This is a genomic window from Legionella sp. km535, assembly GCF_003990085.1.
In the GTDB taxonomy this organism is placed as follows: domain Bacteria; phylum Pseudomonadota; class Gammaproteobacteria; order Legionellales; family Legionellaceae; genus Legionella; species Legionella moravica.
On the sequence record NZ_RZGU01000002.1, the window covers coordinates 35248 to 55857 of the forward strand.

Consider the following 20610-nt stretch of genomic DNA (forward strand, 5'->3'; position numbering starts at 1 on the left):
GCAAACTAACTACCTCTTTTTAAATCATGAAAAAAATACTAATAATTGGCGCAGGACAATTAGGCAGCCGTCATCTGCAATCGCTCAATCTGGTCAATCAAGAACTGGATATTACCGTTGTCGATCCAAGCCTGGCTTCTCTTGAAACAGCTCAATCACGTTTTGAAGCGACTATTGCACAAGTTAAACATAAAATCAGTTACACCCAAAAATTGTCTGAGGGTCATTCTATTGATGTAGCAATCATTGCAAGTACTGCTCAAAGCCGACGCGCTATCATCGAAGAACTGTTCAAACAAGCCGAAATAAAACACCTGGTTCTGGAAAAAATCCTGTTTACCCAGGAGCAGGACTATTACGATATAGAAGAACTCTTATCCAAACATCAAACAAAGACATGGGTTAATTGCACCATGCGGATGATGCCTTACTACCAAAATCTAAACACAATATTTTATAACGAAGCCGTTCAGTATCATGTTTCAGGCAGCCAATACGGCCTGATCACCAATGCCATTCATTATCTGGATCATGTAGCGTACATTACTGGCGACAATGAATTTGAACTGGATACCCATCTTCTTGATAAACATGTAATTGAAAGCAAAAGAGCAGGATATTATGAATTAACCGGAACTCTGGTCGCTCGGTTTGCTCATGGCAGCCAAGCCTTTATAAATTGTGATAAACAAGGTTTCGCTCCAATACAGATTGAAATTTACAATCACAAACACCGTATTATTTCAAAAGAATGGGAACAAAAAGCCTGGCAAACCAGCGTAGAAAAAGATTGGAAATGGGAAGAAGTCAATGCGCCCATTCCCTTCCAAAGTACTTTAACTGCTGAATTGGTTAACTCGCTCCTAACAACTGATCGTTGCTCGCTTACCGACTTCACCACGTCCAAGCAAATTCACCTGCAATTACTGAAACCACTTAAAGCATTTGTAGCTGAAAACAAATTAACCAGCCATATGGATTATCCATTCACCTAAAAACAGTATAGGAATTAATAATGATCAATGTTGTAATTTTTGGTTCAGGACCAATGGCATGTGAATACAGCAAAGTTCTGCAAGCCATGAACATACCCTTTACAGTGATTGGCAGAAGTGAACAATCGACCAATACCTTTCAAAATACTACCGGAATTAAAGCAATAGCCGGTGGTTATGAACAGTACTTCGCAACAAACAAGCACTCATTTACTCATGCCATTATCGCTGTAGGTGAAAAACGATTGGGTGAAGCAACTCGAGTTGCAATAAACGCCGGTGTTGCAACCATTCTGGTTGAAAAACCGGGTGGCATCGACGCAGAAGACATTCGTTCTGTCGCACAAACAGCTAAAACCAATAATGCACAGGTTCTGGTTGGCTACAACAGAAGATTTTATGCTTCAGTTGAAAAAGCCAAATCCATTATTGCCGAGGATGGTGGATTACTGTCCTTCAATTTTGAGTTTACAGAATGGGGGCATGTCATCGCCAACATTGAAAAAGAAGAAGGCGTCAAAGAACACTGGTTTTTAGCGAACTCATCACATGTCATTGATCTGGCATTTCATCTTGGTGGAACACCTCGAGTGTTACATGCGCAAACAGCGGGCTCTCTCGCCTGGCATCCAAGAGCGGCTATTTATGCCGGCTCGGGCATTACAGAGCAAGGGGCTCTATTTTCCTATCAGGCCAACTGGCAAGCTCCTGGCCGTTGGGCTTTGGAGTTTCTAACCAAACAGCACAGATTGTACTTTAGACCTATGGAAAAACTACAAATCCAGAAATTAGGGAGTGTGGCTCTTGAAGATGTGGTGCTGGATGATGCTCTGGACTATGATTTTAAACCAGGTCTATATAAACAAACTCATGCTTTCATCAACAACCCCGCTCAATTACCTAGCATTGATGAACAAGTGAATATGCTTAAATGGTATGAACAAATCAACGCACCGAGCAGTCTGTGAAAAACATCTCTTTAATCAGCATAGACCACATCAATCAATTGATTCCGGCCTATGCTGCCTTAAAATATGCCAGGCTTCATAATAAACTGACTGAAAAACCGCTGGTTATTTTAACAAAACCTCATATTCCATTTAATTCATTAAAAATTGCCCATATTAAGGCAATGATGAGTAACGAAGCTCATGCCACTGTGATTCATGGTTACTCTTTGTTTAAATACCCAAAACTCATGACGTACATACCCGTGCGTCTTAGATCACGATTACTGTACCGTAAACTAAAAAACTATTCGGTTGACGAGTTCTTTTTTTCACATGACATCAGTAGTGATTTTTGGAATCAAACCATAATGCACGCATTTCCTGATGCTAAACGAATTTGCTATGGGGATGCGCTGGGATTAGTTTATACACAAAATTATTTCACTCAATTAATGTACCGTATTAAAAATAAAAACAAAATTATCGTACATAATATTATCGCCAGAATAAAACGAAAATTTTTATATCCCTCTAAAAATAATCAACTAATTCCGCAGCAAGCTATTTTAGCCATCCCGTGTGATCCTGGAAAAGACTTTCTAAACCAGTGCCATCTCTCAATTATCAATCAAAAAGATTTAAAACACTGCGTGGAAGAACTAGCGACAACCCTGCCTGAATTTAAAAATCACATGCACGAAGTGATCAACAACAGCTCCAAACCCTGTTATTTATTAATGTTCAGTAATTTTACCGAATCCAGACTCACCACGTTAGAAAATGAAATCGCGCTCTATAAAGAAATTCTCAAAACACATGCGACAATAGACAGCCTTATTATTATCAAACCGCATCCAGCGCATAATCCGGAAATGTTTCAACAAATCATTGCAGCATTGAGCAGAGACTACACCATTCAAATAATTGATAAAGACTTCTACCATTTACCAATCGAATTAGCTGCAAGTCTGGTTCACGGTTGCGAAGTACTATCCGTATCGTATTCATCCATATCTTTACCCTATCTCTATGAGAAACAAGTAACTCACGCGCTAACTCAGGAACTGATTAACAAATATTTCTCGATTGAAAAAATGAGCTGGTTCATCGAGAGCAATAATTTATATATCAATATGATTAATGCCCTTCAACATTGGACCCAGGATCATGAATTACCCATCTAATGAACAAGCTAACACGCCAATTAACATCGGCGTCATCATCGTCAATTATAATTCATCAACCTATCTTTTGAAGGCGCTCCATGCTTTAGCCATTCAACTCTACAAACCCCATCAAGTCATCGTGTTCGATAATGCCAGCACTGAAGAAATTCCTGAAGAAATTCATCAATTGAATCTGCCTTTGACGCTTATTAAGAGTCCAACCAACCTGGGTTTTGCTGGAGGGAACAACAAGGCAATTGAATATCTTGATCCTGAGGTTAATTGGATAGCTCTATTAAACCCGGATGCTTACCCTTATAAAGAATGGTTATCTGAAATGGTTACCACCATAAAAACATATCCACAATATGCCTTCCTCGGTTCCAAACTCATCTGCGAAAGAGAACCACACTTACTTGATGGTACAGGAGATATCTACCACATCAGTGGCAAAGCTTGGAGAAATCATCACAGAAAACCTCTTAATCGAGCATCCACAAAAGTGGAAAACATTTTCTCTCCATGCGCGGCCGCCGCACTGTATAGGCGAGATGCGTTTTTAAGCGTCCAAGGTTTTGATGAACATTATTTTTGTTACTATGAGGACATTGATTTAGCCTTTAGGCTATGGTTAGCTGGCTATCAAGGCGGGTATGTTCCTACCTCCATCGCAGAGCATACTGGCTCTGCTACTACCAAAAGGCACAGTGACTTCTATACCTATCACGGGCATCGAAATCTGGTATGGACTTACTTTAAGAATATGCCCACCGGATTGCTCGTACTCTTTTTTCCATTGCATTTGTTATTAAATTTAGCCACGATTTTGCTGTTTCTTAAAAGAGGGCAGACCTCAACTATCTTAAAATCGAAGCTTGATGCATTAAAAGGATTACAACGTATTTGGAAACAACGCAAAATGGTGCAGAAAACCCGCGTTATTACTGTCTTCCAAGTTTTTAAAATCCTCCATAAAGGATTACCATGGTAAATTATTCAGTCACTGTAGTCATCGTCAATTATAACTCTGGTGAAATGCTGGTAAACTGCATTAAGCAGGTATTAACCAGCACAGTACCTACTCGAGTTATCATATCAGATAATGCTTCCACCGATAACAGTTTGAATTTGGTAGAAACGGTATTTCAATCCAATAGTGATGTTACCATTCACAGAAACCAAGCCAATCGTGGTTTTTCAGCGGGAAATAATGCCGTATATCAACACATCACAACCCCATATATTCTTTATCTAAACCCGGATTGTTTTGTTGAAAAAGACACTATAGAACAATTAATCAAGACTATGGAAGAATTTCCAAATGCGGGTATGGTAGGCTGCCTGGTGACCAATGCAGATGGAACAGAACAAACTGGATGCAGGGGATTAACTCCTACCCCATCCCGAGTATTTAATCAAATGTTCAAATTAGCCAAACTGTTCCCGAACAATCCCAAATGTTCTGGATATATTCTGTCCGACAAACAAATCCCCACTCAACCAATTGAAGTAGAATTAATTTCAGGATCCTGCATGTTCGTTCGCAAAGAAGCAATTGAGCAAGTAGGTCTATTGGATGATAACTATTTCCTCTATTGTGAAGATTATGATTGGTTCTACAGATTTATTACTGGCAACTGGAACATCATATTTAACCCCAAGATCAAAGTAATGCATATCAAAAGTTTCAGCACCCGGCAGATTCCTCTTAAGGTTCTTGGATATAAAGCCAAAGGCATGTGGCGATACTATAATAAATTTTTTAAAAAAAACTCTTCTCTAGTCACAACCGCATTAGTTAGAACAGGAATAATTACTCGATTCCTTCTTTTGAGCAGCATCGTGCTTGCTAAAAAATCATTGAGATCAGTTTCTATGATTATAAATAAAAATAATAAACGGTTAAGTAATTAGGGGCTGTTGACAATTCATGTTTCGACGTCCCGCGACTAGTTAACGGGATCAAATTCAATCTTTATTGGCGCAATATATTCTTGTTTTGAGCAAGATCTATCGATTCCGCGAACAAGTCGCGGAAAGTAGGCTTGAATATAATGAAATGTCAACAGCCCCTAGGATCTGTTTAAAATCGCTCTGTAATCCCTACTTGGTACACATCAATAAGAGGCCTGTTTTGCAGCTGACAAGCAGTTTTATGTAGACTTTTGTCTGTAATGTAGCAAGTCAATTGTCAACAAACCCTGGTTCATCTAGATGATGATGCTTCTGATAAAGCAAAAAAATTAAACGTATTTATTGTTATCACATAGCCCAAATTATATCATACAAATTAAGCTAAGTAGCTTCTTATTAATTAATTTTCTTATTATTGCTTTATACAAACTCCAGGATTATAATCCGGCAAAATAGTTTTAAACTAATGAATTGATAATGATTAATCAGAAACGGATTTTTGCTTTTATACCTCTACGCGGTGGTAGTAAATCAATTATTAATAAAAACCTAGCCCTCTTAGGTGAAAAACCCTTACTTGCATGGCCAATCGAAGTCGCTTCCCAAGTACCAGAAATCGATCAGATCATTGTTTCAACCGATAATCAGGATATAGCCAAATCAGCAGAATCTTATGGAGCCACCATACAAAACAGACCCGATTATTTGGCAACGGACACCGCTATTGTAGCTGATGCAATTCGATACTGCCGTACCGTACTGACTGCCGAAAATAATCTTCCCGATTATCTGGTTTTATTAGAAGCCACATCCCCTTTCAGAACTGCAGAGATCATTCAAAAATGCCTCTACAGGCTTGTTCATGAAGAGCTTGATTCCATTGCTACTTTTAATGAAGCTGAGGTTAATCCACACAGAACCTGGTCAATTGAAGAAGGGCAACCCCAACCATTTATACAGGGAGCGATCCCCTGGTTGCCCAGACAAAAACTACCCAAAGCATATCAATTAAATGGAGTGGTTTATGCTTTTAATCTAAAAAATTTCCCGGAAGAAGGACCTAACGTGCTTTTTGGAAAAATGGGTGCAGAAATTCTTGATGGAAGTTCTGTAATTGATATCGATACTAAAAAAGATTTGGTGGTGGCAAATGTCTTATTCGAAACCAGAAACAGCGCCGAGGTTGTCTGAGCTTTTCTCCTTAAAAAATAAAACAGCCCTGGTCATCGGTGGGGCAGGCTTGTTAGGCAGTGAATTATCTTATGCCTTGGCTGAACTTGGGGCAGATCTTATCATTGCAAGTCGTGATATTAATAAATGTCAAAACTTTGTAAATACCATAAAAAACCAGTTTCCAGATAATAAATTCACGGCTTTAGCCATAGATATCTCCAATCCAGAATCTATAGATTTGTGTTTACACTCAGTTACAGAGTTGTCACCGCAGGGTCTCGATATCTTGGTCAATTGTGGGTGGTCTGGGCGCAAAAACACCTTTGAATCCATTTCAGATGAGGATTGGAATCAGGATATTGAAGTCTGTCTAAACGGCGTTTTCAGAACCATTAAACGCTTTCATCCTCTGTTGAAAAAACGTAAAGGAACCATTCTTAATATTGCGTCCATGTACGGTCATGTCGCACCTGATTATCGTTTATACGACAGTGAACGATTTGCTAATCCCCCAAGTTATGGGGCTGCCAAAGCAGGCTTAATTCAATTAACTAAATATCTGGCTAGCTTTTTATCTCAAGACGGAATCCGTGTTAATGCGATTAGCCCAGGGCCATTCCCATTTGAAAGCACTCAAAAAGAAAATCCGGATTTTATTCAGCGTTTATGCGGTAAAAACCCATTAAATCGAATTGGGACACCTTACGAGTTAAAAGGAGCAGCCGCATTGCTGTGTTCTGATGCAGGAGCCTATATTACTGGTCAAAATATCTGTGTTGATGGTGGATGGGGTGTCTGGTAATGAAAGCAGGAATACTGGGTTACAGTGAAGGAAATGGTCATCCATTCTCATTTTCAGCCATAATTAACGGATACGAACCAGAAGAGTTTGTTAATGCCGGCTGGAAGGTTATTCTTGACTATCTTGAAAAGCAACCACGAGATGCTTTTGATTTTCACGATGTTGAAGTCAGTCATGCATGGACTCAGGACGTCAATCTGACGAACCGCTTATGCGCAGCGAGTAAAATACCCAATGCTGTAGAAGAATTCACCGACATGATAGGGAAGGTTGATCTCGTATTTATTGCAAGAGACGATTACCACAGCCATTTTCCGATGGCCAAACCGTTCCTTGAACATGGAACTCCCGTCTTTGTTGATAAACCATTAACCCTGGATGAAGATGAATTAAAATACTTTGAAAAGTATCTTAATAATGGTCTATTAATGAGTACATCGGGAATGCGTTATGCCAAGGAACTGGATTCAATCAGAAACAGCAACGCTGAGTTGGGTGAACTTAAATTAATCGAAGGTGTAATTTTAAACAGTCTGGAAAAATACGGTATTCATCTACTCGATGCAATTAACGGTCTGGGCTTTAAAAAGGTTAAATCAATAATCCGACTTCCCTCTTCCTTTGAATCCTACAGCATTGAAATAGAAAATGATATTCGATTCAATCTCTCGTGCTTAGGCTCAGTCAATAAAACGCTGCATCTTTCGTTTTACGGCACTAAAAATCATTTTCATTATGATTTGTATGATAATTTTACTGCATTTAAAAGAACAATTGGCGAAATGATTGATATGGTAAAGAACAAAACACCAGTGATTTCACCTGACGAAACTATTAATAACATGAATTTAATTAGAAGAGCAAAATTGCTTAATCCAATGGAGATAATTAATTTTAATTAATTTAAGGAGTGCTCTGTGTTTAGTCTCAATAATAAAACCGCAATTGTAACAGGTGGAGCGGGAATTCTTGGCCAAGGTTTCAGCAGAGCATTATCACAAAGTGGAGCTCGTGTTGCTGTAGTTGACGTATCCTACGATAAAGCAGAACAAGTATGCGGTGCCATATTAGAAGATAATCCTGCCGCAGAATTACTTCCTTTACGCTGCGACGTCACCGACAAAGTGAATATTGAGCATATGGTGCAAACGGTTAAATCCAAGTTTGGCACCATTGATATTCTTTTAAACAATGCGGCCACAAAAACCAATGATTTGAAAAAATTTTTTACTTCATTCGAAGAATATGAATTGGATACCTGGCGCCAGGTCATGTCGGTCAATCTCGATGGAATGTTTTTAGTTGCTCAAGCAGTAGGTAAGGAAATGGTTCAACAAAATACAGGTGGCAGCATCATCCAAACCAGTTCCATCTATGGCGTAGTAGCACCCGATCAAAGCATTTATGCCGGATCTGAATTTCTTGGAGTAGAGATTAATACTCCAGCAGTTTATTCCGCCTCTAAAGGCGCGGTTCTCAGCTTAACAAAGTATCTCGCAACTTATTGGGCCAAGCACAATATCAGAGTCAATACCCTGACTCCAGGTGGGATAGAAAGCGGGCAAAACAACACATTTGTTAACAATTACTCACGAAAAGTTCCTTTAGGACGTATGGGTAAATTTGATGAACTACTAGGCGCCCTATTGTTTTTAGCCTCTGATGCCTCAACCTATGTTACAGGACAAAACATCATAGTTGATGGTGGGTTTACTTGTTGGTAACAATTTTATATGTATAATTGTTTTATTTATGACACCTTTAGGTTTATTTTAGGTAGTATAACTTTGCCTTTCATTTTTAAGCCCATACTTATTTAATGATTATTTGTAGTTTTCTTAGATGATTTCAATCAATCTAATTTTTCTTTCTAATAAACCATTGATATCACCTAATCACTATGTTACAAAGCAAATATTATTCAGCATCTATCTAAATTTAATCTGACTCAGAGTTTAACTTATGAAGAAAAAATTCTGCTTTATTTGTTATTCCCAAAAACTCAATGATAACTAATAAGACGTTTTTGGGATCGAATGTTTGAAATGAATTTCGCGGAAATAGGAATTATAAAATTCAAAATATTAATTTGTAATAATATTACATATCTTATTAGGGTCTGTTGACAATTGACTTTTTAATTAATCGTAATTGCCTAAGCACTGCGGATAAGCCCCACCACGATGAAATTATAGAGTAATTGTCGATAGCCCCTAAGTTAAATAAACAAATAGCTTTAAAAAATATATAATTGATGCTGGAAATTTGTTTAAAAAGAAAAAGGAAATTCTGATGGGTTTAACCATAATAAAAAAAATAATTCAAACATTAAATAATCTTAATAAAAATTTGAAAAACAGGCAGCCAATCTTAATATTTATTTCTTCATACACTAGCGCACCTGTACTTTCGATGTTAGCAGCAAGATTGATTGATTCAAAAGAAAAAGTCTTTTTTGTTATACAAAAATATGATGAGAACTTACTTAAAAAAATTAAAAAATTTGCACCGGGATTTACGAATGAGTTTCTGGTGATTGAAGAAGAAGCTCAAAAATTTACTCCTACACTAAGTGGTAACAAATTATATTTTGAAGAAATAGCTCAAAAATACAACGAAAATGACTTCTCTTTAAACACATTTAGCGCTTTATATAACACCATGCTGAATGAAATAAATACTTCAATGAAAATATTAAGTCAACATAATCCTAAATTACTTGTTATACCAGAAGATGGTATCTCTGCTAATTTTTCATTAATCAAAGCTGCTCTATCCCTTAAAATTCCTATATTAGATGTACCGTATGGTTATGGAAGTCATCGTGATCTTGATAATGCCGTATATGAAAAACAATTAAATAATGATTTATATCATACAAAAAATGGCATAGGGATGTTAGTAAAAAAATATTATCCTCAATGGGAAAAAAAGGGTAATTATGAAGGAACGCTACTATTTAATCCTCATTTTATATTAGCGCTTGAAGAATTAGGGATATCTGTCAAAAATGCATGGACTATCCATGGAGGTTATGCTGATAAATTAACCGCTGAGAGTATAGCGATGTATAATCATTATATAAATGAAGGGATACAAAAGGAAAAGATATACTTAACAGGAACGCTATATTGTGATTATTTAAAAAATATAATTGATTCCGATGAAAAATATCTGCAAGCTTACTTAAAATCAAAAAAAATTGATAACAATACTACTTCAATACTGATATGTTGGCCGCCAAGTTATCATAATGAAAGAGGAGATTTTTGCGAATATTCCAGTTATGAAGAATTAACAAAAATGGTACTTAACCAGTTAGGTAAAATTAAAAATGTTACAATTACTCTCAACCTTCATCCAGCGGTACAATCTCAATTCTTACCCGTTATTGAAAAAACTGATATTAACATAAGTGAAGAGTACATTCTCGATGAAATCCCCAAACATGATATTTATATAAGTTGTTATTCAAGCACAATAAGATGGGCAATTGCTGCAAGAAAACCTGTAATAAATTATGATTTTTATAATTTTAATCTCAAAGACTACTCCTCAGTACCTGGCGTATTAAGAGCAGAGAAAAATGATGATTTTAATCTATTAATAAATAAATTAATTAATGATGACCAATATTATCATCAGATAGCATTAGCGCAGAAGAAAAGCTCTTCTGATTGGGGTATGCTTGATGGACAAAACTTTGAGCGGATTTATAATCTAATAAATATTATGACATACCAAGAGGTTGTTAATTATAATTAAAACAATTACGCTCTTGATTTAGTTAGGCTATTATGGATTAACTGGAGTTACATATGTTTGAAATAGGACTTAAAGATATTACGGTATCTTCAGAATTTGATTTACAGGAAGTTGAAAGTGTTTTGCGTAAATATGGAGCAGCTGTTCTGCCAAAGTGGCTTGATAACGAAAACATAAATAAATTATTTGATGATTGGTATTCAATTCGTGAATATAGAAACAGTAATAATTTCGAATGTGTTCAGAAAGCCGGAGGAAATATTGCCGATTATGCTGCTTTATATCGTAATAGACCAGACTCGGAACAATTTAAATCAGTGAATCAAATATTTAGTCACCCTAAAATTGTCAAGATTATAGATCGAGTTATAGGTAAACCAAACTTATTAAATGAGGAAATATATCTTACCCTTGATATCGGTAAAGACGCGGAAATAGCTGCTTCACACTTCGATAAAACTTGGAATCTAAAATTTATGATTTATCTTGAGGATATTTTAGATTCAGGTTATGGAGCTTTTGCGGTACACCCAGGTAGTCAAATAATATCGAGAAAGAAATTTCGAAATTGGTTTGACGCAAATTCTATTAATGGAGCTGTTGAAATTGGTACAAACTCTTATTATGAAAATATGGGTAATGAAGAAATCCCTTCTGAATTGAATAATGCTGTTGAAATACTAGCCCCCGCAGGTACTTTAATTATTTTTAATACAGATGTATATCATCGAGGTAGTTATCTGAAACGAGGGGCTGAAAGAAAAGTCATACGAGGGCATGCTTGCCCTGGTTATAGAGCCTTAGGTATGGGGGATAAAATCAGATATAACTCAAGACAATGGCTTAGAGGTGAGAATTGGGAACTGTATGGAAAAGTATATAGTCGTTTTTCAAAAGATGGATTGATGGAATGGATAGAACACAATAAAAAAACAAAGGAAATTGCATAGAATGGAGATCTATCATTCCTTTGATAATCTCTAAAATTGGTTTAAAGCAGTTCAAAATATTATAAATCATATTATATATATGTTGGTTGATACTAAAATAATGCAGATGAAGTATTTTTAAATAAAGCTGATGATTCTTTAATTACTGACATTAGATTGTTTAACTTACATAACAGATCAAAAAATTTCACAAAAATTGTTGCCCTGATTATTAAAATTGGGTAATCAAGATAAAAGGGATGAATGTGACAATGAAAGACCCGGTAATTGCAAAACTAACAAATATATTTACTGATGAGGATGCTCAAAACAGTCATATAGGTAAACGTCTTTTAAATATGATTCAGACAAGTCAGCAAATAGAAACGCCTCCTTTTCCCCGACAGATCCAAGTGGAGACAACAAATATATGCAACCATGGATGCCAATTTTGTGCTTATACTTTAATGGATCGCCCCAAAAGACAAATGGATCCCAACCTTTTTAAACGTCTTGTAAAAGAAGCCTATGACTGTGGGGCTCGTGAGATTGGTTTATTCGCAGGAGCAGAACCCCTAACTTGCAAATGGATAGTCGAATATGTTTCTTATTGCAGGGACCTTGGTTATGATTATATGTATATATCTACTAATGGTTCAATTCCCGATCAAGATAAATTCAAAAAAATACTTGATGCAGGTTTGAATTCCATAAAATTTTCTGTTAACGGTGGAAATAGGGAAATATATAAAGCAATTCATGGAAATGACCATTTTGAAAGAGTCATTAGTAACATTAAATTTGTTAGCCGTTATCGTGAAGAAGTTAAGCAAAATGTCTTTTTAGGGGTGTCATTTGTTGGTATGGAATCTTCTAAACATTCATTTGAGGAATTAAAAGAACTAATTAGTAATTATGTTGATGAAGTAATTTATTATGAAGCTTCAAATCAATCCGGACAAATGGACAACTTACCATTACCCCCTTATCGTGATTGCCACCTCCCCTTCAATAAACTACATATCAGCAGAGAAGGTTATATAAAAGCCTGTTGCAATGATTATGAAAATTTATTAGCTGTAGAAGACCTAAACGTTATGTCAATAAAAGAGGCATGGCACAGTAAGCTTTTCCAAGAGTTACGACAAAAACACATTCAAAACAAATTGGATGGTACGTTATGTGGGAATTGTATCAGGGGCTCAAAGGTAAAACCATGTGCAATAAACCCTAACCTAATGCATACTAATAAAGCAAATGTAAATGATCAAACCTCAATCCAAATCCCTATCATGGAAGAAACTATTAGCTAGATTAAAATTTAAAAAGTTGCCTAAACACATTTCAGAGATTTATCAAATAGCTAAGAGTTTAATGATTCGTGATTTTGTAAATATTATCTTTTGATTGAACACAATGGCATTTAGCTTAGTGGAACAGAATTAATTTAGATTACTATTAAACGAATCGGGAAAAATTTAATTATTTTCATAGCGTGACACGAGGTGTCACGTTCGATTGTTTGATTAGCTTAGATAGCTAATGTTAATAGACTTTCTAAAGCTTTATTTGCAGCTTTTTCAGGATTCTCTAGTTTTTTACTCGCAATCCAATATTCTTTTTTTCCAAGCTCAGAAAATAAATAATTTAATTGTTCGACGTCAGGCTTATTTGTATCAAACATACAAGCAATATTTGTATGTTTATAAGGTGATGCGTTAATCATATTATAATTATTTAGATGATTTAGGATATCTGATTTATAACAGAATGCTATTGGAGTAATGAATGGAGTGGTTGAAAAAAAATTTAAATAACTCGCATCATAGAGACAATTAGATAATATACTACAAACAACATCACAAATAACTAATGAATGTTCTACTTTCTTGTGATTTAATAACATAAATGAAAAATTATAATTTTCTAATAATTGCTTAGTGACTTCTGCATTTTCTTCACTTTCTCGAGGATGCTGTCTATACACAATCTTGGCCTTGGGCTGGATTTGAGATATGAGACTTAACAATTCAGCAAGTGTCTCTTTATAACCAGGTATATGATGTAGAGACTGTCCAAACAAACCAATGACTAAATCGTCTATTGATAGATCTGATTCTTCCCTTAAATTAATTCTAAGTTGACGAAGGTTTAAATTTTTATACCAAGAGTGGCGTGGTGAGCCAATTACAATACCTTTACAATTATTTCTTTGTTCAGTTAATTCTTTAGCTTCTTGATCCAAACAAAAATAATAATCAGCACAAACTCCAAAAAAATCATTTACTTCGCCCCAAAAATCTTGCATCACTACTGTAGGCACTTTGTTTTTAGCAACAGAAATTAAAGCTTCATCAATACCGGCATCGCCTGGAGTAGATAATCCGCATAAAATAACATCTGGATTAATTTTATCCAGAATTTCTTTAGCATAGCTTAATAATGCCCTCCCTTTCTCATATTCTGAATGTTTTACAATAACAGGAGGTACTAGTTCAAAAGCCAGATTATTTGATTGAAAATAGGTTGATGCCGGGGGTTGTATATACAAAAACAGATCTAAATTTACGTCATGCTGCGCCAGTTTAACTATCTCAATAATATTAATTGCCGCGCCCACATCTCTACAAGATACCAGTATTTTTTTCCTTGACATAGTTATTAAGCCTGTAAAATTTCCCTTAAAATAGGTTGAGTATTAGCCGCAAGTTCAGATAAATTTCGAAATTTATACCACTCTTCTGAGTGAATTGTATTTCCCTCAATTTCACATAAAGTCAGTACGCAAAGGGAGCGCAAAGCTAATGTTGATTGAGCATAAACATCAGACTCTTGAAATTGATAGAGACCACCATATGTTCGATAAGATTTTATAAAATCCTGTCCGAGTCTTTTAATTGTATCTGCTGAATCATGCCGTACAAAAATCAAACGCTCCATAACTAAGGCAAGTTCATATACCAGAGGCAGATAACTGTGCAATGTATCTTCAAAATCAAAAAAATAAATAATACCGTCAATCTGCATTATATTCCCAGGATGCAGATCGCCATGTAAAATCTGAGTATGCACACCTTGCGTAAAATCCAAACATTCATTCTGAGCAAGTGTTCTGACGTAATTGGGAAAAGGTCCAATTTTAAGTTTCCCTTTAGCAATCTCGTCACGAATCTCATTAAGTAAATGGATTCTATAGTCAGTCTGTTCCTGTATTTGATCTTGAAGTGGATAAGCCCTCAGGGCTTCATGCATTTGAGCAAGAGAGCTGGCCAGACCTTTCAAGGTATTGCTGTCAGAGGGTAGTCGATGTCCATCAAGAAAGGGATAAATAAAACATCCATCTGATTGCTTATTTAAGGCTGCATTTGCCTTAATATTTTGGCTTTGTAGCCATAATGCAACATGTTCCGCTCGATGATAATGAACTGAATGTTCTGCATCAAAACACTTAATGAAATAGTGCCTTTGATTCTCTTCCGCTTTGATTAAATAAAAGCTGGAAGGCTGCCCATCAAAGCTGGCTTGATAGACTGTTCCAAGGAGATTGGCTTTAGATTGCAAAGCCATTGCTGTAACAGAATCAACAGATTTAAAAGCTGGCAGACCTGGATTAAGAGTCTGCCAGGTTGGATTTTTAAGAATCATTTTTTTTAATATCACACCACTGGACAGGAGTATTGGCTTTTATTGACGTTGTAAAAGAACTACCGATTGCAAGATCCCAATGCTGCACAGGAATACCCAGACAAGGAAAAGCAAACCGTACATTCTCTAGAGAGAGTATCTCTCCAGGTTGAATGTCTCTTTTAGCGACGACGCATTGTCGCTGCGAACTTCCTATTACCCCTTTAATCTGATTTCGTGGATTTCGCTCAGTACTCCCTAAAGATACCCAGGCATCGTAAACTTTCTGCAATACTTCAGGTAAATCGTCCAGACTCATTGAGTGAGAGATGTCCTGATCCAATTCATCAGGATAAACATGCACTCCCTTTTCCAGAATAGAAGCACCCAAGGCAACAGAAATATAAAGCATTTCCAAACCATTGTGATGATCCGATAATCCTACCGGCAGATTAAATGCATGGGAATACGTTTGTAACAAACGAAGATTATGTGCTTCAGGTAAAGCAGGATGTCCATCCGGACTGTGTTGGATAATAATGTCTTCACATCCGGCCACTCGTGCTGTATTCACGGCATTAAATACTTCAGCAATGGTGGATCTGCCGGTATCAATAATCATAGGAAGGCCTTTGGAGGCGGCATAACGTATTAAAGGAATATGTACGATATTCGCTGATGCAATCTTTAAAGCACAAGCACCATGATCTGTTGCAAAATCTACTGCAGTAAAATCATAAACAGACACAATAAATGGCATTGATGCTTTTCTGATAATCGCAAACAACTGCGCGTATTTATCTAGCGGCATTGACTTACGTTCAATGAGTTCCCTGTAATTTTCAATTTTTATTTGACCGCTTTTACAGGTATAGGTTTCCTGTAAGGAGCCAGGAAGACAAATTTCAGGATCATTAAGAATTTCTGTCTTTAGAACCACTGGCTGGTTAGGAACCATTGAACTGGCTTTGATAATGGACTCAACCATATTTTTAGCCAATTGATAATCTCCATTGTAATAACTTCCTACCTCAGCTAAAAAAATAGGTGGCGTTTTTGTACTGACATCAAAAGGACCGAGTTTAAATTGTCTTTCCACGATATTATCCTTAAATAATTATAATGATATTTTTAGTAAATAATGATCTACTAATAATTTAAGACCATTTGTCAGTTGCCTGACGTTGTTTTCAGTTTTTAAAGTCCAGGTTCTAACTGGGTCCTCTTTAGGATCTATATCAAAATTTATTCTAAAAGGATGGAAGCTCCAATGAGTACATCTATTCTCTATCAACTCTGCGATAGTTTCTTTACTAAATACGTTCCATCCTTTTTCCCAATTTCCTTTCACACCTTGGGTTCGTTTTCTATGTTTTATTTCACAATCAACGCCATACTCATTTAAGGGAGACAAAATATAAATAGAAGCCCCGGGTCGACAGGCTGCAAACAGACTATTAAAAAACGAAGATAACTCTGATTCATCAAATATTGACATGACTCCAACTACTGTAATGACATCGAACATTCCTTTTAATTGCTCTGGTAAATCCAATATTGAAGCTTTGATGAATTCTTTTTCAGGTTGTAACGTCTTGCATTGAGTAATTAAATCATCAAAAACATCTATACCTGTAAAACGATAATCGGGGTAACGACTGGACAAGTAATAAAGAAATTCCCCTGTCGCACATCCTACATCCAACAAAGAACTGGTTGAGCTTCGTTGTTCCTGAGCAAGATGAAAATCTATAAATTTAAAAATCTCTTTAGGGTTCTTAGACCAACCTTCAGTGATATAATGTTGAAAATTTTCGTAGTTAGCTGACATGTTCATTAACCCTGGTCATAGTATTAATAGAAAGTAAAAATTCACAGAACTGCAAATCCAATCTGGAATCCACATCGATACTGTCATCGGCATTCATCACATAGGGAAAACAAGGATTTTGATAAAATTTTAATTCATCTAGAAAATCAGCGGTTTTCAGGGCATATATAGCACCGTTTTGCCGATATACCTCCTCTAAATCCTGAGTCCTTTTCTCTACATCTTCCAAACTGGTATACGGTTCCGCTTTGCTTTGGTTGATGCGAATACATTTTCCAGGATGGTGTTCAACTTTACACACGCTCATCACACTTTTCATACCTGAGTTTAAAAACTGATTCAGGCATTGCTTTAAGTGAACGGAGGTTCTTAGAGGGGATGTGGGCTGCAGTAACACAACATACTCTGGAAAATAATTATCCGCACTGAATACCTCAATCGCATGTTTGATCACGTGTTCATTAGAAACGGTATCACCCGCTAATTCTAAAGGACGATGAATAACCATTGCCCCTGTTTTTGAAGCAATGCTACAGATCTCCGGATCTTCGCTTGTAACAACAACATCGCTAATCAGATCGCAATGAAGCGCGGCGTCAATGGAATACTCCACTAAGGGTTTATTCCGTAATTTCAGGATATTTTTGCGTGGCAGCCTCTTCGATCCGCCACGCGCAGGAATGACAGCAAGAATACTGCCTTTTTGCATTTCCCTAGATGTATGGTTCAACTCACATCCTTTCAGCTTTTAAACGACTTTATGTCTTAATACCCATTGACCTTGATCAAAAGCCCAAAGATGAGGAGATCTGAAATGATTTGTAAGTCGCTCAAAATATTTCCTATCCATTTTGGTGCATTCAAACTGTTTTGCGGCCTGAGGTAATTTCACTTCATCAATACTTAAATACTCAAAATTTTCTTTCTCAAATCGTTCCGGGTATTCACCATCAAAGCGTCTAACCAGAGCAACTCCTTCTTCCCGTACCAGTTCACCATTACGAATCTCCTGAGAACTGTCGTAAGTAGCTCGACCGATGCCAAATTTGATAAAGGTTGTGTAGTAATGTAAGTCATCTATTTTATCATCTATTCCACTGTACTTGCTGTATGTTCCAGCAGTACGCTCTGGAGATGGAATGAATCCCCCATTATTCACTGCAAAATAATAACAATCCTGAGGATGCCAGGGTAAATAATACCCCAAGTATTGAACTTCAATATTTTTTTCAGCCAATTTATTGGGATTCGGCGGAATATAGGGCTGAAGTTCTACCTCTGTTAAACCAAAATCTTCTTTCAACTCCAAAGCAGAAATACCGGATAGATAGATTTGGGAACTGTCAGTGGCAGTGTAATACGATAAGTCTTTGGTTGCTTTATCATCTTCCTTTGCATTATTGCCGTATTCAGCAGGATTTTCCCCATAAAAAACCAACGGAATATTTAAATCCATGGCTATTTTGGGAGGGAAATACATCTGCCCTAGAATGAACGGTTGAAAGGGGTGATACAGTTTTTCAAGAGCCAAACGAGTCAACAATCGATGAACCTGACCATTAGGCGTGAACAGATAATTATCAAATCCTGCATTAATCCAGGATTGAAAATTTTTCCAACCCCAAGGCGTATAGATATGCGGCGCCCAAGTCACTGTTAAGGGATTCATTCCATATTCGTATTTTAAAATATAAGCCGTATAAAAACTGTCTTTTCCGCCAGAGCCTGGAATCAAACAATCATAACGACCATCTTTACTGCGGTATTTATCACACAATTCTTTAAGTTGCTTTTTTCGTTCATCCCAATCAATTGCTTTTTTCTTTTCGGCAATCCTGCAAGCAGAACACACACCCTCTTCATCAAAATTGATAGTAGGTTTTTTGGCATTAATTGTATGTTTGTATTCTTTTTCAGAATTGGGTTTTTGATTGCTGTAGGTGCACTTGCTGCAGAATGATACTTCCGTTGGTAAACCATAAAATGCTTCTTCAGGTTGAGCATCCAATTTGTACTTATCTAAATTAACTTCACCTGGGTAAGTAATCATTACTTTGACTCTCCAATAAAATCTTTATCCATTATTTTTTGATGCGTCTTATTAATCGCATCTGTGATGTTTTTGAACACTATTTACAGTAACGATCGATTAATTGAGCCTTGATGGATCAACTAAACCATCCTATCCGTAAGCCTGTCTATCAACACACAATTACTTTGTGTGGAGTATATTTCATATTTTTATCAAAATCATTAGAGTGCGCTAACAATTCCAACTTCTACACCTCACGAATCATAAACGGGAGCCTGTTTGATTCATCTCAGTATAATATGTCCACAAATGACGCTTGGTTTCTGGAGCCAGTCAAGAAATCGCGCGACGTTGTACATCATATGATGAATTATCAAGACCCTTTCGATTCAGTGCACCTACCTAATCTCTTACCCCTTGATTCGGCATGTGATTGATAAGTGCATAGAATCCTTAGTGAGTGCTCTTACCGCAATTAAACCCCATACATCTGATAAATCAATTCCATAGTTTTTAAACTGTCCTGCAAGGTGATGGCCTGATTGGGAACACCACGAACTCCCTTACATACTTCCAGGGCCTGTTTATAAAAACCAGCTTTGTACTGTTGATCAATATCGTCCAAAACCACTTCATGTACGACACGTTCGTTAGCATTTTGATATCTGGCTTTTTCAAGGGGCTGCATGGTCCAGCGTTTATGTGGCGTACTTACAGCGCATGCCCATGGCCCTGGGCCTTTCCAAATGCACTCGTATAGTGCTTTATCACCACTGTCAAACTCGACAAAACTGACAAAAATCTGGGTATCTTCTTTTTTCCATGGAAGAACAGGAACAACTTTGGTTATTTCACCCCGAGCAAAATAACGAATTAAATCGATAGTATGAATTGAATTTGCATACATGAACTTTTGTACTACTTGCTCTGGGTGATGGCACGCGCGTGCTTCAGCATAACTTTGTTGATCCTGAATATGGATGTATCGGCTGTCATCCTTGCGTGAATTCAAATCATCAAGAATGGCCATCGAGCTTGCGTAAAAACGCCGGTTTAAGCCTACGTAGACGGGTTTGTTTGTTGTTAAAGCAGCCTCAGCAATATCATGAGCATCTTTCAAATCATAACCGGCAGGTTTTTCCAACAAAACAGCCCACTGATACTGAAAACATTTTTTAGAAACCTGATTTGCTTCAAGTTCAGGAACAGCAACGACCACCAAATCAGCTTGAGTCTTTTGGTACAGTTCATCAACAGATTCAGCTACGCAGGGTATATTGAATTCCTTTGCCATAGCTACTGCTTTCTCGTAGGTTCTGTTTAATAATCCCGTAACTTTAACCCCCGGAATTGCCTGAAATGCTTTAATGTGCTCTCGCCCCATTTTTCCTGCGCCAATAACTGCTACATTTAAATCGTGCATAATTAA

The 20610-nt window shown here is 36.7% G+C and carries 19 protein-coding genes; 12 read left to right on the plus strand and 7 right to left on the minus strand.

Annotated elements, in window-relative coordinates:
• The first annotated feature begins 26 nt into the window (after positions 1 to 26).
• The 12 genes from ELY21_RS01505 to ELY21_RS01560 all read left to right on the plus strand — a co-directional run bounded on the left by ELY21_RS01505 (position 27) and on the right by ELY21_RS01560 (position 13007).
• Positions 27 to 995, plus strand: coding sequence for a Gfo/Idh/MocA family oxidoreductase (locus ELY21_RS01505; RefSeq protein ID WP_127106236.1), 969 nt, complete (start codon positions 27 to 29; stop codon positions 993 to 995).
• 20 nt (positions 996 to 1015) lie between these two features.
• On the plus strand, positions 1016 to 1963 hold the full coding sequence (locus ELY21_RS01510) for a Gfo/Idh/MocA family oxidoreductase (protein WP_233588630.1): 948 nt from the start codon (positions 1016 to 1018) through the stop codon (positions 1961 to 1963).
• Positions 1960 to 3129 carry a hypothetical protein gene (locus ELY21_RS01515; protein ID WP_127106238.1) on the plus strand — a complete coding sequence of 390 codons (1170 nt, stop codon included), beginning with the start codon at positions 1960 to 1962 and terminating at the stop codon, positions 3127 to 3129. The genes ELY21_RS01510 and ELY21_RS01515 overlap by 4 nt, the downstream gene beginning before the upstream one ends.
• Positions 3113 to 4102 carry a glycosyltransferase family 2 protein gene (locus tag ELY21_RS01520; protein WP_233588631.1) on the plus strand — a complete coding sequence of 330 codons (990 nt, stop codon included), beginning with the start codon at positions 3113 to 3115 and terminating at the stop codon, positions 4100 to 4102. The genes ELY21_RS01515 and ELY21_RS01520 overlap by 17 nt, the downstream gene beginning before the upstream one ends.
• Positions 4096 to 5025 (plus strand): glycosyltransferase family 2 protein, encoded by a 930-nt coding sequence (locus tag ELY21_RS01525; RefSeq protein WP_127106242.1) that lies wholly within the window; start codon positions 4096 to 4098, stop codon positions 5023 to 5025. The genes ELY21_RS01520 and ELY21_RS01525 overlap by 7 nt, the downstream gene beginning before the upstream one ends.
• Before the next feature lie 477 nt (positions 5026 to 5502).
• The gene (locus ELY21_RS01530) at positions 5503 to 6216 is read left to right on the plus strand and encodes a cytidylyltransferase domain-containing protein (protein WP_127106244.1); all 714 of its coding nucleotides are present in this window, start codon (positions 5503 to 5505) and stop codon (positions 6214 to 6216) included.
• The gene (locus tag ELY21_RS01535) at positions 6176 to 7000 is read left to right on the plus strand and encodes an SDR family oxidoreductase (RefSeq protein WP_127106246.1); all 825 of its coding nucleotides are present in this window, start codon (positions 6176 to 6178) and stop codon (positions 6998 to 7000) included. Before ELY21_RS01530 ends, ELY21_RS01535 begins: the two co-directional genes overlap by 41 nt.
• Complete coding sequence (locus ELY21_RS01540) at positions 7000 to 7902, plus strand: Gfo/Idh/MocA family oxidoreductase (RefSeq protein WP_158618491.1); 903 nt, start codon at positions 7000 to 7002, stop codon at positions 7900 to 7902. Before ELY21_RS01535 ends, ELY21_RS01540 begins: the two co-directional genes overlap by 1 nt.
• A 15-nt stretch (positions 7903 to 7917) precedes the next feature.
• Positions 7918 to 8724 carry an SDR family oxidoreductase gene (locus ELY21_RS01545; RefSeq protein ID WP_127106250.1) on the plus strand — a complete coding sequence of 269 codons (807 nt, stop codon included), beginning with the start codon at positions 7918 to 7920 and terminating at the stop codon, positions 8722 to 8724.
• A 568-nt stretch (positions 8725 to 9292) separates the two neighbouring features.
• The gene (locus ELY21_RS01550; protein ID WP_127106252.1) at positions 9293 to 10765 is read left to right on the plus strand and encodes a hypothetical protein; all 1473 of its coding nucleotides are present in this window, start codon (positions 9293 to 9295) and stop codon (positions 10763 to 10765) included.
• Positions 10766 to 10818: 53 nt separating this feature from the next.
• Positions 10819 to 11715: a hypothetical protein gene (locus tag ELY21_RS01555; RefSeq protein ID WP_127106254.1), complete on the plus strand. Its 897-nt coding sequence runs from the start codon at positions 10819 to 10821 to the stop codon at positions 11713 to 11715.
• Between the two features lie 251 nt (positions 11716 to 11966).
• The gene (locus ELY21_RS01560; RefSeq protein ID WP_233588632.1) at positions 11967 to 13007 is read left to right on the plus strand and encodes a radical SAM/SPASM domain-containing protein; all 1041 of its coding nucleotides are present in this window, start codon (positions 11967 to 11969) and stop codon (positions 13005 to 13007) included.
• Positions 13008 to 13225: 218 nt separating this feature from the next.
• Here ELY21_RS01560 and ELY21_RS01565 read toward each other — a convergent pair whose 3' ends face one another.
• From ELY21_RS01565 to ELY21_RS01595, 7 genes are all read right to left on the minus strand, one after another.
• Positions 13226 to 14350: a hypothetical protein gene (locus ELY21_RS01565; RefSeq protein ID WP_127106258.1), complete on the minus strand. Its 1125-nt coding sequence runs from the start codon at positions 14348 to 14350 to the stop codon at positions 13226 to 13228.
• Positions 14351 to 14355: 5 nt separating this feature from the next.
• Entirely contained in the window at positions 14356 to 15339 is a 984-nt protein-coding gene (locus ELY21_RS01570) for a phosphotransferase (RefSeq protein WP_127106260.1), read from the minus strand.
• Positions 15329 to 16417, minus strand: coding sequence for an N-acetylneuraminate synthase family protein (locus ELY21_RS01575; RefSeq protein WP_127106262.1), 1089 nt, complete (start codon positions 16415 to 16417; stop codon positions 15329 to 15331). Before ELY21_RS01575 ends, ELY21_RS01570 begins: the two co-directional genes overlap by 11 nt.
• Before the next feature lie 18 nt (positions 16418 to 16435).
• A complete protein-coding gene (locus tag ELY21_RS01580; RefSeq protein WP_233588633.1) occupies positions 16436 to 17149 on the minus strand; it encodes a class I SAM-dependent methyltransferase in 714 nt (237 codons plus the stop codon).
• Entirely contained in the window at positions 17139 to 17879 is a 741-nt protein-coding gene (locus tag ELY21_RS01585) for a cytidylyltransferase domain-containing protein (RefSeq protein ID WP_127106266.1), read from the minus strand. Before ELY21_RS01585 ends, ELY21_RS01580 begins: the two co-directional genes overlap by 11 nt.
• An 18-nt stretch (positions 17880 to 17897) precedes the next feature.
• Entirely contained in the window at positions 17898 to 19199 is a 1302-nt protein-coding gene (locus tag ELY21_RS01590) for an N-acetyl sugar amidotransferase (protein ID WP_127106268.1), read from the minus strand.
• Positions 19200 to 19656: 457 nt separating this feature from the next.
• A complete protein-coding gene (locus ELY21_RS01595; protein ID WP_127106270.1) occupies positions 19657 to 20604 on the minus strand; it encodes a Gfo/Idh/MocA family protein in 948 nt (315 codons plus the stop codon).
• Between the last annotated feature and the right edge of the window lie 6 nt (positions 20605 to 20610).

Bases quoted from the DNA above. Each gene is read 5' to 3' on its own strand.
- ELY21_RS01505 (WP_127106236.1), top strand. From the start codon at position 27: ATGAAAAAAATACTAATAATTGGCGCAGGACAATTAGGCAGCCGTCAT.
- ELY21_RS01510 (WP_233588630.1), top strand. From the start codon at position 1,016: ATGATCAATGTTGTAATTTTTGGTTCAGGACCAATGGCATGTGAATAC.
- ELY21_RS01520 (WP_233588631.1), top strand. From the start codon at position 3,113: ATGAATTACCCATCTAATGAACAAGCTAACACGCCAATTAACATCGGC.
- ELY21_RS01525 (WP_127106242.1), top strand. From the start codon at position 4,096: ATGGTAAATTATTCAGTCACTGTAGTCATCGTCAATTATAACTCTGGT.
- ELY21_RS01530 (WP_127106244.1), top strand. From the start codon at position 5,503: ATGATTAATCAGAAACGGATTTTTGCTTTTATACCTCTACGCGGTGGT.
- ELY21_RS01535 (WP_127106246.1), top strand. From the start codon at position 6,176: ATGTCTTATTCGAAACCAGAAACAGCGCCGAGGTTGTCTGAGCTTTTC.
- ELY21_RS01540 (WP_158618491.1), top strand. From the start codon at position 7,000: ATGAAAGCAGGAATACTGGGTTACAGTGAAGGAAATGGTCATCCATTC.
- ELY21_RS01550 (WP_127106252.1), top strand. From the start codon at position 9,293: ATGGGTTTAACCATAATAAAAAAAATAATTCAAACATTAAATAATCTT.
- ELY21_RS01555 (WP_127106254.1), top strand. From the start codon at position 10,819: ATGTTTGAAATAGGACTTAAAGATATTACGGTATCTTCAGAATTTGAT.
- ELY21_RS01560 (WP_233588632.1), top strand. From the start codon at position 11,967: ATGAAAGACCCGGTAATTGCAAAACTAACAAATATATTTACTGATGAG.
- ELY21_RS01565 (WP_127106258.1), bottom strand. From the start codon at position 14,350: ATGTCAAGGAAAAAAATACTGGTATCTTGTAGAGATGTGGGCGCGGCA.
- ELY21_RS01570 (WP_127106260.1), bottom strand. From the start codon at position 15,339: ATGATTCTTAAAAATCCAACCTGGCAGACTCTTAATCCAGGTCTGCCA.
- ELY21_RS01580 (WP_233588633.1), bottom strand. From the start codon at position 17,149: ATGTCAGCTAACTACGAAAATTTTCAACATTATATCACTGAAGGTTGG.
- ELY21_RS01590 (WP_127106268.1), bottom strand. From the start codon at position 19,199: ATGATTACTTACCCAGGTGAAGTTAATTTAGATAAGTACAAATTGGAT.
- ELY21_RS01595 (WP_127106270.1), bottom strand. From the start codon at position 20,604: ATGCACGATTTAAATGTAGCAGTTATTGGCGCAGGAAAAATGGGGCGA.